The following is a 14,045-nucleotide window of genomic DNA, read 5'->3' as shown; positions in this document are numbered from 1 at the left end:
TCAGCTCAGCGCGCTGAGGAAGCGGGCCGCGATCGGGGCCGCCACCGCGGAGCCCGCGCCGCCGCCCTCCACGATCACCGCGAACGCCAGGTCCCCCCGGTAGCCGATGAACCAGGAGTGCGCCGGCGGCTCCTTGCCCGAGCCGTACTCCGCCGTCCCGGTCTTGCCGGCCGTACCGGAGGGGAACCGCACCGCCTGGGCGGTTCCGTCCGTGACGACGGCGGGCATGAGCTCGCGCAGGGCCCGCACCACGCCGTCCTCCAGGGGGCGCGGCTTGAGAGTGCGGTCCGGCACCAGGTCCTGGGCGACCAGCCGGGGCGGGCGCCAGGAGCCGTCGGCGATGGCGGCGGCCACCGAGGCCATGTTGAGCGGGCTGGCCAGCACCCTGCCCTGCCCGATCGAGGCGGAGGCCAGGTCGGTGTCGTCCTTCGGCGCCGGGAACTCGGCCTTCACCGCCGGCACGCCCGGCGTGATCGCGGAGCCGAAGCCGAACGCGCCGGCCACCTCGGCCAGCCGGCCGTCCCCGAGCTCGGCCACCCCCATGGCGCCGAACGTGGTGTTGCAGGAGTGAGCGAAGGCGTCGCGGAAGGAGAGTCTGCCGTAGTCGTGGAAGCCCGCGTTGTGGAAGGGGAAGCCGCCGATGTTCTGCTCGGCCGGGCATTCGACCTGCTCGTCCGCCGCTGCCCCATCCGCGACCAGCGCGGAGGCCGTCACGACCTTGAACGTCGAGCCGGGCGGGTACTTGCCGAGCAGCGCCCGGTTGAACCCGCCCGGCTTGTTGACCACCGACAGGATCTCGCCGGTCGACGGCCGGACGGCGACCAGCGAGGCCGGCTTACGCACGCCGTCGAGCGCGGCGGCGCCCGCCCGGTGCACCTTGAGGTCGATCGTGGTGTGGAACGGCGTCCGCTCCGCCGGCTTGGCCATGGTCTGGAGGAACCGCTCGCCCTGGTAGAGGTCGATCCTGCGGGACTGCCCGTCGGCGAGCCGGTCCGGGTAGGTCTGCTTGAGCCCTTCGACGAGTTGCAGCACCGAGCCGGGCGCGTCCGGGGTGTCGACGCGGCTGCCATCGGCCGCCAGCACCGGGACCGTCGCGGCCTTCTCCGTGACCAGCCGCAGGGACCTGCCCTGCTTGAGCGAGGGGTTGATGGCGGCGGGGGTCCAGTCGACCTTCCACTCGCCGCCGCGTTCGACGAGCTTGAGCTTGCCGTCGTACGTCCAGCTCTTCGGGCCGGTGAGCCCGGCGTGGAAGGCGATCACACCGTCCGAGCCGCCCGCGTCGCGCTTGAAGGTCGCGCCGGTGAGCTTGAGGTCGGTACGGAAGCGCTGGTGCCAGCGCTCGAAGTCGGCGGGCGGGTCGGCGACGAGTTCCCGCATCCGCGCATAATTCTGGACGGACCAGGCGGACAGGTACGAATCCGCCGTCTCCTCCGGGGTGCCCTGCGTGCGCAGCAGCCAGATCGTGCCGGCCGCCGCCACGGCGGGGACCAGTGCGGCGGCGGTGACCCACGGCCAGCGGCGTTTTCGCCTGGGCGGCGATTCTGGCTGAAGATTCATGAAGATTGTCCCCCTTTGTGACCCCATGCGGCCGAGCACACCAGAGGCTGCCGCGTGGTGTCCAATACCGATATGAGCGCTTCATACATATAAATGCGGATATAGTTGCTGGTCATGGACCTTGTCCGGCATTTGCGCTACTTCACCGTGGTGGCGGAGGAACTCCACTTCGGCAATGCCGCGATCCGGCTCGGCATGGCCCAGCCGCCGCTCAGCCAGCGGATCAAGCGCCTGGAGGAGGAGCTCGGCGTGCGGCTCTTCGACCGCTCCGCCCGCCAGGTCCGGCTGACCGAGGCGGGCCGCCTGCTGGTCGGCGAGGCCCGCGAGATCGTGACCAGGGCCGACCGGCTGCGCGAGCTCGTCCGCCACGGCGGGGGCCGGGCGCTCAAGCTCGGCGTCCCGCCCGACCTGGCCGCCGCGGTGATCGCCGCCCTGGTCGAGGGCTTCCGCGCGAGCAATCCGGACGTACGTCTCACGCCGGCGGAGATCTGGACGGCCGATCAGGTGGCCGCGCTGACCGAAGGCGCCATCGACGTCGGCATCGTGCGCCACCCGATCAACGCGCCGGGACTGCGGTTCGGGCAGGTGCTGGTGCAGCCGCAGGGCGTGCTGCTGGCCGAGGGGGACCCTCTGGCCGTGGCCGGGGAGGTGCACCTGGCCGACCTGGCGGGCCGCGAGCTGCTGATGCCGCCCAAGGAGGGGGAGCCGGGGCTGCACGCCGTGACGCTGGCGGAGTGCCGCCGCCACGGCTACGTGCCCGCCCAGGTGCATCAGGGCGCCGGGCTCGGCCTGGTGCTCGCCGGGGCGGCGGTGGCGTTCGGGACCAGGATGGACCACCCTGGGATCGTCTGGCGTCCGCTGCTAGGCTCGCCGATCAGTTCCCGGGTCTCCACGGCCTGGCGAGTGGAGACGGACGCGGTCGCCGGCTTCTCGGCGGTGGCCGTACGAACGCTGAAAGAGAGCGCCGGGATGACGGACGAGGCCGCGGCGCCCGTGCGGCACATCAGCCGCAGACCCGGGATGCTGGCATGAACGAGCCGGATCTGGCCGCGCTGTTCGGCGCGGCGGGCGTGACCGGGTGGCTGCACGCGACCGACCTGCGCTCGGGCCGGGAGATCGGGCTCGGCTCCGACGTGCCGCTGCCGACCGCCTCGATGTTCAAGGTGCCGCTGATGGTGGAGTTCTGCCGCCAGGCCGACGCCGGGCTGCTCGATCCGGCGAGCCGGGTGACCGTGGGGGCCGCCGATCGGGTGACCGGGCCCACCGGCCTGTGCGCGATGCTCGACGACGTCACGATCTCCCTGCGCGACCTGGGCCACCTGATGATCACGCTGAGCGACAACACCGCCGCCGACGCGCTGCTGGCCAGGGTCGGGCGCGAGGAGATCAACGCGATGCTCGACGGGTTCGGGCTGCGCGAGACGCGGGTGCGGCAGAGCTGCCGGGACATCTACGAGAGCATGGCCGAGGACGCTGGGCACGGCTGGCCGTACCTCGAACCGGAGGACATCGCGCGGCTGCGGGTGCTCGACCCCCCGCGCGCCAACAGCGCCACGCCGCGCGAGACGACCACGCTGTTCGGGCTGATCTGGCGTGATCAGGCGGCCTCGGCGGAATCGTGCGCCTGGATGCGCAACGTCCTGAATCTGCAGGTCTGGCCGCACCGGCTGGCTTCCGGCTTCCCGTACGACGACGTGGAGGTCAGCGGGAAGACCGGGACGCTCCCGACACTCCGCAACGAGGCGGGCGTGATCGAATATCCCGACGGCGGCCAGTACGCGGTGGCGGTGTTCACCCGCTCGGTCAGCACCGCGCTCAACCAGCCACGCGCCGACGCGGTGATCGGCACGGCCGCGCGTATGGCGGTGGACCACCTACGTCGGTAGCAAGTTATGTGGCGGTTCGGGTATGACATTGCCCCTACCGGCCGACAGGATGGGCACATGGTTGCTGAAGGCACACTTCTCTGGGAACCGACCGAAGACATCATCGCGCGCGCCAGGCTGACTCACTATCTGGAGTGGCTGGGCCGGGCAGGGTCGGACTATGAGGAGGTGTGGCGCTGGTCGGTCGACAGTCCGGCGGAGTTCTGGACGTCGATCTGGGACTACTTCGAGGTCATCGGCGAACGTGGTGACGGGCCCGTCTTGACTGGGACGATGCCGGGCGCCGAATGGTTCACCGGGAGCTCCGTCAATTACGCCGAGAACGCGCTGCGCGAACGTGACGGCACCGCGATCGTCTTCGTCTCGGAGGACGGCGCCCGCCAGGAGCTGACCTACGCCGAGCTGCGCGAGGAGGTCGCCCGGGTCCGGGCGGGCCTGATCCGCATCGGCGTCGGGCGCGGCGACCGGGTGGCCGGCTACCTGCCCAACATCCCGCAGGCCCTGATCGCCTTCCTGGCCACCGCGTCCCTGGGCGCGATCTGGTCGGCCGGCTCCCCGGACTTCGGCGTGCCGAGCATCGTCGACCGGTTCAAGCAGATCGAGCCCAAGGTGCTGATCGCGGTCGACGGCTACCACTACAACGGCAAGAGCTACGACCGCTCGGCGGCCGTCAACGAGATCGCCGCCGAGCTGCCCACGCTCCGCGCGACCGTCTGGATCCCGTACCTTTCCGCGGCCGAGGAGGGGCAGCCGCCGCAGCAGGCCGAGCCCGGCGCCGCGCACACCGACTCCGTGCCGGACGGCGAGGTGATCGGCTGGGAAGGGCTGCGCGCGGAGGAGGGGCCGCTGGAGTTCGAGCGGGTGCCGTTCGGCCACCCGCTGTGGATCCTCTACTCCAGCGGTACGACCGGGCTGCCCAAGCCCATCGTGCACGGGCACGGGGGAGTGATCCTCGAACACCTCAAGTCGCTCTCCTTCCACCAGGATCTCGGCGAGGGGGACGTGTTCTTCTGGTACACCACCACGGGCTGGATGATGTGGAACTACCTCATCGGCGGCCTGCTGGTGGGTGCCACCCCGGTGCTGTACGACGGCTCGGCCGCCTACCCCTCCGCCGCGGTGCTGTGGCGGATCGCCGCCTCGGAAGGGGTGACCTACTTCGGGGTCGGCGCGCCGTACATCATGGCCTCGCTGAAGGCCGGGATCGCGCCCGAGGGGCTGGAGGCGCTGCGCGGCATCGGCTCGACCGGGTCGCCGCTGCCGCCTGAGGGGTTCGCGTGGGTGGCCGAGGAACTGCCGGGGATACCGCTCGGGTCGTTCTCTGGCGGCACCGACGTGTGCACCGGGTTCGTCGGCGCGACCGTGCTGCATCCGATCCGGGCGGGCATCATCCCCTGCCGGTCGCTGGGGGCGCGGGTGGAGTCGTTCAACCCCCTGGGCGAGCCGGTCGTGGGGGAGGTGGGCGAGCTCGTGCTCACGCAGCCGATGCCGTCGATGCCGGTCATGTTCTGGAACGACCCCGACGGTGACCGCTATCGCGAGAGCTATTTCGACGTCTACCCGGGCGTGTGGCGGCACGGTGACTGGATCAAGCTGAACGAGGACGGCAGCTGCGTGATCTACGGCCGCTCCGACTCGACGCTGAATCGGGGCGGCGTCCGGATGGGCACCAGCGAGTTCTACCGGGTCGTCGAGCGGTTCGACGAGATCGTCGACAGCCTCGTGATCGACACCGGCCAGCTCGGGCAGGAGGGGCGGCTGCTGCTCTACCTCACGCTGGCCGAGGGCGTCACGCTGTCGGACTCGCTGGTCGAGGCCCTGCGTACGGCCCTGCGGCAGGAACTGTCGCCCCGGCACGTGCCCAACGAGATCCACGCGGTGCCCGGCATCCCGCGCACCCTGTCGGGCAAGAAGCTAGAGGTGCCGGTACGCAAGATCCTCCTCGGCACCCCGGTCGAGCAGGCGGCCAACCCCGACGCCATGGCCAACCCGGAGGTGCTGCGGCACTTCAAGCCTTAAGGCTTCAGGCCGCCCTGAGCGGGCGCAGCGCCGTGGCCCAGGAGACGATCTGGTCCAGCATCGTGGTGACCGTCTCCTCCCGGTGCGCGGCGGGCTTGAAGTCGGTGAACGCCTCGAAGTCCGTATGGAGCGAGAGCGTGACCTGAGCCGGTACGTCGGCGACCTTGACCCGGCCGAGCACCTGCCTGAGGTGTTCGGCCGCGCGGGCGCCGCCGTCGACGCCGTAGCTGACGAACCCGGCCGCCTTGTCCGCCCACTCGGCGTAGAGGAAGTCGATCGCGTTCTTCAGCACGCCCGAGGTGGAGCTGTTGTACTCCGGGGTCACGAACACGAAGCCGTCGAACGAGGCGATGCGCTCCGACCAGGCGCGGGTGTGGGGGTGCTCATACTGGCCATAGGCCGCCGGGAAGGCCTCGTCCAGGTGCGGCAGGTCGAAATCCCGCAGGTCCACCACCTCGAACTCGGCGTCGCCGCGCTTGACGGCCAGGTCGCGCACCCACTCGGCCACGGTGTCCCCGTTGCGGCCCGGCCGGGTGCTGCCCACGATGATGCCAATCTTGATCATTATTTATCCCCTTGAATGATGATTTTTCCGCGTGTCTGACCGGCCTCGGCTCGGCGATGAACCTCGTCGAGGCCGGTCAGTGGGTATGTCTCGGCGATCTCCACCACGAGCTCGCCTTTGTCGATCAGCGCCACCAGCCGGGCCAGGTGCGCCGGGTCGTTGCGGGCCACGAAGTGGGTGGCTCGGGGCGCGTCGATCGGGGTGGCGATGGTGACGATCACCTCGCCCAGCGTGGCCAGCGCCGCCGCCTGCTCCGGGCCGATGGCCGCCAGGTTGAGCACCACGTCCATGCCGCCGGGCAACGGGGTTGAAGTAAGTGCTGACAAAGTGGTGTAGTCGACGACCTCGTCGGCGCCGTAGCGCCGTACCGCCGCCGCGCTGCGCGGACCGGCCGTCGCGATCACGGTCGCGCCCGCCAGCTTGGCCAGCTGCACGGCGAACAGCCCCACCCCGCCGCCCGCCCCGTTGATCAGCACCCGCTGCCCCGGCTCGACGCGGGCGTGCTCGTGGACCGCCTGCCAGGCGGTGAGCCCGGCGACCGGGATGGCGGCCGCGTCCGCCAGCGGGAGCCGTTCCGGCGCCCTGACCAGCGAGCCCGCCGCCGCCACCGTGTACTCGGCCGCCGCCCCCTCCACGAGGCCGATGACCCGGTCGCCGACGGCGGGCCCTGCCACGTCCGCGCCGACCCCGACGACCGTGCCGGCGAGGTCCAGGCCCAGCGTGTACGGCAGGGTGACCGGGAGCAGCTCCCGTAGGTACCCGGCCCGCAGCCCCACCTCGGACGGGTTGAACGAGGTGGCGGCCACCTGGACCAGCACCTCCCCGGGGCCGGGCGACGGCCGGGGGATCCGGTCGTAGCGGATCACGGACGCGTCGCCGTACTCGTGGATCCGGGCGGCGCTCATGGTTGGGCTCATGGGGGACAACGCTATGAGGCCGATGCGAGATGGCCAATGCTTGTGTATCTGCTTTTTATACGCAAGCGTCTCGTGAGATAGACTTCGGTCGTGGACGTGCTCAGCGACGTGATCGCCATCATGCGCACCGGACAGCCCCGATCCGCGCTCGTCGAGTGGCACGCCCCCTGGGGCCAGTGGTTCCCCTCGGCTCCCGGCTCGGCGGGCTTCCAGGTGATCATCCAAGGCTCCCCATGGCTCATCCCGCCGGACGGCGACCCCGTCCAGCTGAGCGTCGGCGACGTGGTCTTCTTCCCGCACGGTCATGGCTACGCGATGGCCGACAGCCCGGCCACCCCGCTGGCCGACCCTGAGTGCGACCCGCTGGAGGAGCGGGACCTGTTCGCCTCGGCCTCCATGGAGGGGCCCGGCGCGGCCACGGTCCTGCTCTGCGGCGGCTACCGGCTCGACCCCAGCCGGGCCCATCCGGTCCTGCGCGACCTGCCCGACATGGTCCACCTGCCCGCCCGCCTCGGCCACCATCCCGAGCTCCGCGCCGCCGTCGACCTGCTGGGCAGCGAGATCGGCAGTCCGCGCCTGGGCGCCGACACCGTCGTCACCTCACTGCTCGACATGCTGCTGCTGTACATCCTGCGCGCCTGGCTCGACACCGAGCCCGGACAGTGCGAGGTCGGCGGCTGGGCCACCGCCCTGGCCGACCCCTCGATCAGCGTGGCGCTCAACGCGATCCACCGCGATCCCGCGCATCCCTGGACGGTCGAGACGCTCGGCGGCAAGGCCGGGCTCTCCCGCGCGGCCTTCTCCCGCCGCTTCACCAGCCTGATCGGCCAGCCGCCGCTCAGCTACGTCACGTGGTGGCGCCTGGCCACGGCCGCCCGCCTGCTCCGCGAGTCGGAGGACTCACTGAGCGAGATCTCCGCGCGCGTCGGCTACACCTCCGAGTTCGCCTTCGCCAACGCCTTCAAGCGCGAGTACGGCACGCCGCCCGGCAGATACCGCCGCCACGCCTGTCCGCCACCCGCGCCTGTCGGGGTGGCGCCTTAACCCCCGAAGGGGTGCGTCACGCATGAAGCAGGCGCGAAAGCCGTGCACCCGGCACACCTGCGGACGGCCGGGACCGCATACGGTGCGGCCATGACTTTTCGTGTCGCCATGGACATCGGCGGTACCTTCACCGACGTGGTCTGCTACGACGAGCAGACCGGTGCCGTGCTGGCCTCGAAGGCGCCGACCACCCCCGGAGATCTCGCCGAGGGCGTCTTCGCCGCGCTCGGCCGCGTGGTCGACGACCCGACCCTGATCTCCTTCTCGTGGATCTCCTTCTTCGTGCACGGCACCACCCAAGGTCTCAACGCCCTGCTCGAACGCAAGGGCGCCAAGGTCCTGCTGCTGACCAGCGCCGGCGCGCGCGACGTCTACCAGATCGCCCGCGGCAACCGCGACCGCATGTTCGACCTGCGCTACCGCAAACCGACGCCGCTGGTGCCCCGTGCCGACGTCATGGAGGCGGCGGGCCGGCTCGACTGGCGCGGCACGGAGCTCCAGCCGCTCGACGAGCAGGCCGTACGGCGGGCCGCCCACCGCGCGAAGGCCGAGGGCTTCGACGCAGTCGCGGTCACGCTGCTGTTCTCCTTCGCCAACCCGGCCCACGAGCTCCGCGCGGGCGAGATCCTCCGGCAGGAGCTCGGCGACGATGTCCTGGTCGTGCTCAGCCATGAGGTGGCCAGGGAGTGGCGTGAGTACGAGCGCACCTCCTCGGCCGTTCTCGAGGCCTACGCCGGACCGGTCGTACGCACCTACCTGTCGCGGATCGAGCGGCGCTTCGCCGAGCGCGGCCTGGCCGTGCCCGTGCACGTGATGCAGTCGTCCGGCGGCCTGGTCAACGCGGGTTTCGCGATGCGGCGGCCCCTGCAGACCCTGCTGTCGGGCCCCGTCGGCGGCACGATGGGCGGGGTCGCCGCGGCCCGCCTGCTCGGCCGCGAGAACGCCATCTGTGTGGACATGGGCGGCACCTCCTTCGACGTCTCCCTCGTCGTCAACGGCCGCCCGGACGTCAGCGCCGAGGCGCACATCGAGGGCTTCCCCGTCCTGATGCCGATCGTGAACCTGCACACCATCGGCGCGGGCGGCGGCTCCATCGCCTACGCCGAGGCGGGCGCGCTGCGCGTCGGCCCCGAGTCGGCGGGGGCCGTGCCGGGGCCCGCCTGTTACGGCAGGGGCGGCGACCGGCCGACCGTGACCGACGCCAATGTGGTGCTGGGCCGCGTCGACCCCGCCTGGTTCGCCGGCGGTCTGATGGAGCTGGACGTCGAGGCCGCGGGGACGGCCGTCGCCACGCTCGCCGAGACCCTCGACATGGATCCGCTCCAGCTGGCCGAGGGCGTCTGCGACGTCGCCAACGCCAAGATGGCCCAGGCCATCCGTACGCTCACGGTCGAGCACGGCGTGGAGCCGCGCGAGTTCGCCCTGGTCGCCTTCGGCGGCGCGGGGGCCATGCACGCCGTCTTCATCGCCCGTGAACTCGGCATCGGCGAGGTGGTCGTGCCGCGCTTCCCCGGCGCCTTCTCCGCGTGGGGGATGCTGGAGGCCGACGTACGGCGCGACCTCACCCATCCGTACTTCCGCGCGCAGGACGACCTCGACGGCGAGCACCTGGCGGCGCGGCTGGCCGAGCTCGAACGCGACGCCATCGCCGCGCTCGACAGCCAGGGCGTCCCCCTCGATCGGCGGCGGGTCGAGCACGCGCTGGACATGCGTTACGAGGGGCAGGACTACACGCTCACGATCCCACTCCTGGACGCGACCGAGCCGGCGCGGCCCGGCTTCCTCCAGGCCATCGCGCGGCGCTACGCGGAGGCTCACACCAGCAGATATGGCCATGCCACGCCCGAGGCGCCGGTCGAGTTCGTCATGCTGCGCAGCACCGGGTTCGGCACCTTCCCCAAGGCCGCCACAGCGGCTCCGGTGCGCGAGACACACCCGCCCGCCGTACGCGACGTGATCTTCGACGGGCAGGTGCACCGCACCGCCGTCCTGCGCAGAAGCGCCCTGCCCGGTCCCCTGAACGGCGAGGTCGAGGGGCCCGCCATCGTGGTGGAGGAGACGGCTACCACCGTCATCCCGCCCGGCTGCCTGGCCACCGTCGACGCCAACGGCTTCCTGATCATCAAGGTGACCTCATGATCGACCCCGTGTCCACAGAGATCATCCGCTGCGCGCTCCTCCAGGCGGCGGAAGACATGAACACCACCCTCATCCGCTCCTCCTACACGCCGGTCATCTACGAGGCCAAGGACTGCGCCGTCGCGCTCATGGACCGCGACCACAACGTTCTCGGCCAGTCGAGCGGCCTGCCGATCTTCCTGGGCAACCTGGAGGTGTGCACCCGCGAGACCGAGCGGATGTTCGGCCGTGAGATCTGGCAGGAGGGCGACGTCTGGGTGCTCAACGACTCCTACATCGGCGGCACGCACCTCAACGACGTCACGGTCTACGGCCCGATCTTCGTCGGCGGCGAGCTCGTGGGGTTCGCCGCCTCGCGCGCCCACTGGCTCGACATGGGCTCCAAGGACCCCGGCGGCTCCATGGACTCCACCTCGATCTTCCAGGAGGGCCTGCGCATGGGCCCGATGAAGATCTACGAGAACGGCGCGCCCTGCCGCGACCTGCACGAGGTCATTGCCCGGAACGTCCGCTTCCCCCACGCCACGCTCGGCGACATGCGCGCCCAGGTCGCCTGCGCGATGACCGGACAGCGCCGCTTGGCCGAGATCGTCGGGCGCTGGGGCATGGCGACCGTGATGGCCGCCCGTGACGAGATCTTCGCCCAGACCGAACGCCTCGAACGCCAGGCCGTCGCCGCCATCCCCGACGGCACCTACACCGCCGGTGGGTTCCTCGACAACGACGGCATCGACCTGGCCACCCCGCTGCCGGTCAACGTCACCGTGACCGTCGAGGGCGAGCGCGTCCACGTCGACCTCACCGACTGCGCCGACCAGGCGACCGGGCCGGTCAACTGCGGAGCGGCCCAGGCGGTCGCCGCCGTCCGCGTCGCGTACAAGCTGCTCATCAGTGCCGACGTGCCGCTCAACGGCGGCTCTTTCCGCCCCCTCGACGTGGCCACCAGGCCGGGCTCCATGCTGGCCGCCCAGTCGCCCGCCGCCTGCCAGTACTACTACTCCCACCTCGGCCTGCTCATCGACCTCGTCGTCAAGGCACTGGCCCCGGTCGTGCCCGGCAAAGCCGCCGCGGCCTCCTACGGTGACTCCCTCATCGTCCAGTTCACCGGCACCGACCCGCGTACCGGCAAGCTGTACGTCTCCCAGGAAGCCACCGTCGGTGGCTGGGGCGCCTGGGAGGGCGGCGACGGCGAGACCTGCCTGATCAACAACGTGAACGGGTCGCTGCGCGACATGCCGATCGAGGTGCTCGAAACGCTCTTCCCGGTCCGCGTCACCCGCTACGAGGTCCGCCCCGACACCGGCGGCCAGGGACAGTGGCGCGGTGGCAACGGCGTGGTCCGCGAGTACGAGTTCATCGGCGACACCTCGCTGTCGCTGTGGTTCGAGCGCTCGGTCACCCCCGCGTGGGGTCTGGCCGGGGGCGCGGCCGGCACGCCGCCACGCGTCACGCTCAACCCCGGCACGCCGCGGCAGCGCGAGATGCTCAAGGTCAACGCGCTGCCGGTCAGCGCGGGGGACGTGCTGCGCTGTGAGTCGGGAGGGGGCGGCGGGTACGGGCAGGCGGACCTGCGCGCTCCCGAGGCCGTCGCGGACGATCTCACCCAGGGGATGGTCACCGGCCCTTGCTAGAGACCGAAGAGGGGCAGGCAGGGGTCCAGGTTGTGGATTTCGATGCCGTTCATCGGCTTCCAGTCGGACCGGGGTAGGCGGAAGCGGCGGCCCGTTGCCACTGTGCCCTTGCGGTTGTGCAGGATGATGCCGTCCTCGTGGTAGCCGAGGCGGCGCGTCACCGCGAGTGAGGCGTGGTTGTCGTGGAATGCCTCCGTCGTCGCGTACTCGGCGCCCAAACCCTCGAAGGCCAGGTGGAGTACGGCCGCGCGCATCTCCCTGCCGATGCCCCGGCCCTGGAAGCGTTTGCCGAGCCACGAGCCCGTCCCGGCCTCCCGCGTGACCAGGAAGTCGGCGGCCATCAGTGCCTGCACGCCGACCACCTGGCCCTCCGAGACCACCGCGAACTCCAGCGTCCACTTCTCCCGAGTGAACTCGGCCCAGGTGCGGAAGTGGTAGCGGACGGTGGCCTTGGCGCGCTCCTGCGGCTCGGCGTCCGACCACGGGAACAGGAACGGCATGTAGCCCGGCTCGTGTACGCCCTCGGCCGCTCGATCACCGAGCTCGTCGAGGTCGGCGAGCGACGGCATGCGGAGTTCGAGGCGCGGGGTGGTCACAGAGAGCCCGAAGAGCGGCCAGTTGCGCATGTTACCGATCTTCCCAGCTCACAGCCCGGTCCGGCGACCGATTTAGACACCTTGGGGCAGGTGGAAGACCCGGCCGGGATCGTAGGCGGCCTTCACGGCGGCCAGGCGTGGCGCGTTGGCTCCGTAGTAGGCGGTTCGCCAGTCGGTCAGGTCAGGGTCGATGTAGTTCACGTACGCGTGATCGCCCAGATGCGCCCGCATGTCGCCGTGGATGCCGCGCAGCCAGGCCCGGCCGGTGCCCTTCGAGTAGTACTGGACGCCGAACAGCGCCGCCCGGTGCGGGAAGGCGGTGGCGTCCGGGCGGACCCGGGCGACCGCGCCGCCCAGCGCGTCCAGTTGTACGGTGTGCTCCCCGGCCCTGGCCACCCCGGCGACCAGCGCCTTGACCCCGGCCGCCGACAGCTTCTGGTAGGCCAAATGCGACTTGGCGGCGAAGGTGTCCCTGCTGAGGCGGCCCGCGGCGGTCTGGCCAGGTAGGTGGCACTGCGCGACTGAGAGCGAGGAGCAGCCCGCCATGACCATCATGGCGTGCGCGTAGGACGTCGTGGAGGCGTAGCGGGAGGAGGGGCGGCCGATTTGGGCGACGAGCGGCGCCAGGAGGCGGTCGAGCGCCGCCTTCCCGCCCAGGTATGTTCCGCCGATCTGCACGTCCAGCCCGTTGTTGCGCGTCAGGTGCAGCGTGGACCACAGCTCGTCCGGCGCGGTGGGCGCCCAGGACTGCCAGGCCTTGACCGCCGCCTCGGCCTTGGCCCACGGCCAGTGCAGGAAGAACACGGTGGTGTCGCGGGTCTTGTGCGTGCGGAAGGTGAAGGACACCGCCACGCCGAAGTTCCCGCCGCCACCGCCCCTGCACGCCCAGTAGAGGTCGGGGTGGTTATTGGTGTCGCAGGTCAGGAGGCGGCCGTCGGCCGTGACGATCCGTACGGACTCGAGCGTGTCGCAGGTCAGGCCGTACTTCCTGGAGACCACGCCGATCCCGCCGCCCAGCGCCAGGCCGCTCACCCCGACCGTGGGGCACGAACCGGCGGGGATGCTCACGCCGGCGCGGCCCAGCTTGTCGTAGACGTCGACCAGTTTGGCCCCGGCGCCCACGGTGGCGCGGCCGGCGGCGTGACTGACGGAGTTCATCCGGGAGACGTCGATCACCAGGCCGGTGCCGGTGGACCAGCCCGCGTAGGAGTGGCCGCCCGAGCGGGCGGTGACGGGCAGGCGGTTCGCGCGGACGAAGGACAGGCACGCGGAGACATCCGCGGGAGTCGCGCAATAGGCGACGCCGCCCGGCCTGATGTTGTCGAAGGCAGGATTGAACAGCCGTCGCGCCGCGCCGTACCCCGCGTCGGCCGGCAGGACCAGCGTGCCGGTGAGGCGGCGGCGTAACCCCGACCAGTCGGGGGCGGAGGAGGCGAGCGCGGGCGGTACCGAGACCAGCCCCAGTACCGGTGCCAGCGTGGCGGCGCGGAGGAAGTCGCGGCGGTCCATGGTCGTCTCCTGATGATCGTGGTGAACCGATCGGTGAGACGATCCCGGAAGCCGCCAGGTTGGTCACAAAGTCGTAACTAGAGGTGCCCGGTCCGTGGGACTGGTCGGGGGGGATGGGGTGGTTGCCGGCGTTTAAAGAGGCCAAGTAAAGTATTAAAGTCTGAAGATAATAAAAAAAAAAC

General features: G+C 71.0%; 11 protein-coding genes. 6 read left to right on the top strand and 5 right to left on the bottom strand.

What is annotated here, in order from left to right; genetic code table 11:
- Positions 1–1,557 carry a penicillin-binding transpeptidase domain-containing protein gene (locus AB0L53_RS11360; protein WP_363992827.1) on the bottom strand — a complete coding sequence of 519 codons (1,557 nt, stop codon included), beginning with the start codon at positions 1,555–1,557 and terminating at the stop codon, positions 1–3.
- A gap of 114 nt (positions 1,558–1,671) precedes the next feature.
- On the opposite strand from AB0L53_RS11360, the gene AB0L53_RS11355 reads away from it, so the two are divergent.
- From AB0L53_RS11355 to AB0L53_RS11345, 3 genes are read left to right on the top strand one after another with little or no spacing between them, the layout of a single operon-like run.
- Entirely contained in the window at positions 1,672–2,589 is a 918-nt protein-coding gene (locus tag AB0L53_RS11355; protein WP_363992826.1) for a LysR family transcriptional regulator, read from the top strand.
- Positions 2,586–3,443 carry a serine hydrolase gene (locus tag AB0L53_RS11350; RefSeq protein ID WP_363992825.1) on the top strand — a complete coding sequence of 286 codons (858 nt, stop codon included), beginning with the start codon at positions 2,586–2,588 and terminating at the stop codon, positions 3,441–3,443. The genes AB0L53_RS11355 and AB0L53_RS11350 overlap by 4 nt, the downstream gene beginning before the upstream one ends.
- 57 nt (positions 3,444–3,500) lie before the next feature.
- Entirely contained in the window at positions 3,501–5,462 is a 1,962-nt protein-coding gene (locus AB0L53_RS11345) for an acetoacetate--CoA ligase (RefSeq protein ID WP_363992824.1), read from the top strand.
- A gap of 4 nt (positions 5,463–5,466) precedes the next feature.
- On the opposite strand, the gene AB0L53_RS11340 is transcribed toward AB0L53_RS11345, so the two are convergent.
- Together AB0L53_RS11340 and AB0L53_RS11335 are read right to left on the bottom strand one after the other, a co-directional pair.
- Positions 5,467–6,027 (bottom strand): NAD(P)H-dependent oxidoreductase, encoded by a 561-nt coding sequence (locus AB0L53_RS11340; protein WP_363992823.1) that lies wholly within the window; start codon positions 6,025–6,027, stop codon positions 5,467–5,469.
- Entirely contained in the window at positions 6,027–6,944 is a 918-nt protein-coding gene (locus AB0L53_RS11335) for an NADP-dependent oxidoreductase (RefSeq protein ID WP_363992822.1), read from the bottom strand. Before AB0L53_RS11335 ends, AB0L53_RS11340 begins: the two co-directional genes overlap by 1 nt.
- Positions 6,945–7,034: 90 nt before the next feature.
- Between AB0L53_RS11335 and AB0L53_RS11330 the strand changes: the two genes are divergently transcribed.
- The 3 genes from AB0L53_RS11330 to AB0L53_RS11320 all read left to right on the top strand — a co-directional run bounded on the left by AB0L53_RS11330 (position 7,035) and on the right by AB0L53_RS11320 (position 11,758).
- A complete protein-coding gene (locus AB0L53_RS11330) occupies positions 7,035–7,988 on the top strand; it encodes an AraC family transcriptional regulator (protein ID WP_363992821.1) in 954 nt (317 codons plus the stop codon).
- Between the two features lie 90 nt (positions 7,989–8,078).
- On the top strand, positions 8,079–10,127 hold the full coding sequence (locus AB0L53_RS11325) for a hydantoinase/oxoprolinase family protein (protein WP_363992820.1): 2,049 nt from the start codon (positions 8,079–8,081) through the stop codon (positions 10,125–10,127).
- Positions 10,124–11,758: a hydantoinase B/oxoprolinase family protein gene (locus AB0L53_RS11320; RefSeq protein ID WP_363992819.1), complete on the top strand. Its 1,635-nt coding sequence runs from the start codon at positions 10,124–10,126 to the stop codon at positions 11,756–11,758. Before AB0L53_RS11325 ends, AB0L53_RS11320 begins: the two co-directional genes overlap by 4 nt.
- Here AB0L53_RS11320 and AB0L53_RS11315 read toward each other — a convergent pair.
- Positions 11,755–12,384: a GNAT family protein gene (locus tag AB0L53_RS11315; RefSeq protein WP_363992818.1), complete on the bottom strand. Its 630-nt coding sequence runs from the start codon at positions 12,382–12,384 to the stop codon at positions 11,755–11,757. The genes AB0L53_RS11320 and AB0L53_RS11315 overlap by 4 nt on opposite strands.
- A gap of 42 nt (positions 12,385–12,426) precedes the next feature.
- Entirely contained in the window at positions 12,427–13,863 is a 1,437-nt protein-coding gene (locus AB0L53_RS11310) for an FAD-binding oxidoreductase (RefSeq protein ID WP_363992817.1), read from the bottom strand.
- Between the last annotated feature and the right edge of the window lie 182 nt (positions 13,864–14,045).

The organism is Nonomuraea sp. NPDC052129 (assembly GCF_040680095.1).
Lineage (GTDB): Bacteria > Actinomycetota > Actinomycetes > Streptosporangiales > Streptosporangiaceae > Nonomuraea.
This window is presented reverse-complemented; position numbering and strand designations above follow the sequence as displayed.

Coding starts and splice junctions, on each gene's coding strand:
- AB0L53_RS11360 (WP_363992827.1), bottom strand. CDS start 1,557: ATGAATCTTCAGCCAGAATCGCCGCCCAGGCGAAAACGCCGCTGGCCG.
- AB0L53_RS11355 (WP_363992826.1), top strand. CDS start 1,672: ATGGACCTTGTCCGGCATTTGCGCTACTTCACCGTGGTGGCGGAGGAA.
- AB0L53_RS11350 (WP_363992825.1), top strand. CDS start 2,586: ATGAACGAGCCGGATCTGGCCGCGCTGTTCGGCGCGGCGGGCGTGACC.
- AB0L53_RS11345 (WP_363992824.1), top strand. CDS start 3,501: ATGGTTGCTGAAGGCACACTTCTCTGGGAACCGACCGAAGACATCATC.
- AB0L53_RS11340 (WP_363992823.1), bottom strand. CDS start 6,027: ATGATCAAGATTGGCATCATCGTGGGCAGCACCCGGCCGGGCCGCAAC.
- AB0L53_RS11335 (WP_363992822.1), bottom strand. CDS start 6,944: ATGAGCCCAACCATGAGCGCCGCCCGGATCCACGAGTACGGCGACGCG.
- AB0L53_RS11325 (WP_363992820.1), top strand. CDS start 8,079: ATGACTTTTCGTGTCGCCATGGACATCGGCGGTACCTTCACCGACGTG.
- AB0L53_RS11320 (WP_363992819.1), top strand. CDS start 10,124: ATGATCGACCCCGTGTCCACAGAGATCATCCGCTGCGCGCTCCTCCAG.
- AB0L53_RS11315 (WP_363992818.1), bottom strand. CDS start 12,384: ATGCGCAACTGGCCGCTCTTCGGGCTCTCTGTGACCACCCCGCGCCTC.
- AB0L53_RS11310 (WP_363992817.1), bottom strand. CDS start 13,863: ATGGACCGCCGCGACTTCCTCCGCGCCGCCACGCTGGCACCGGTACTG.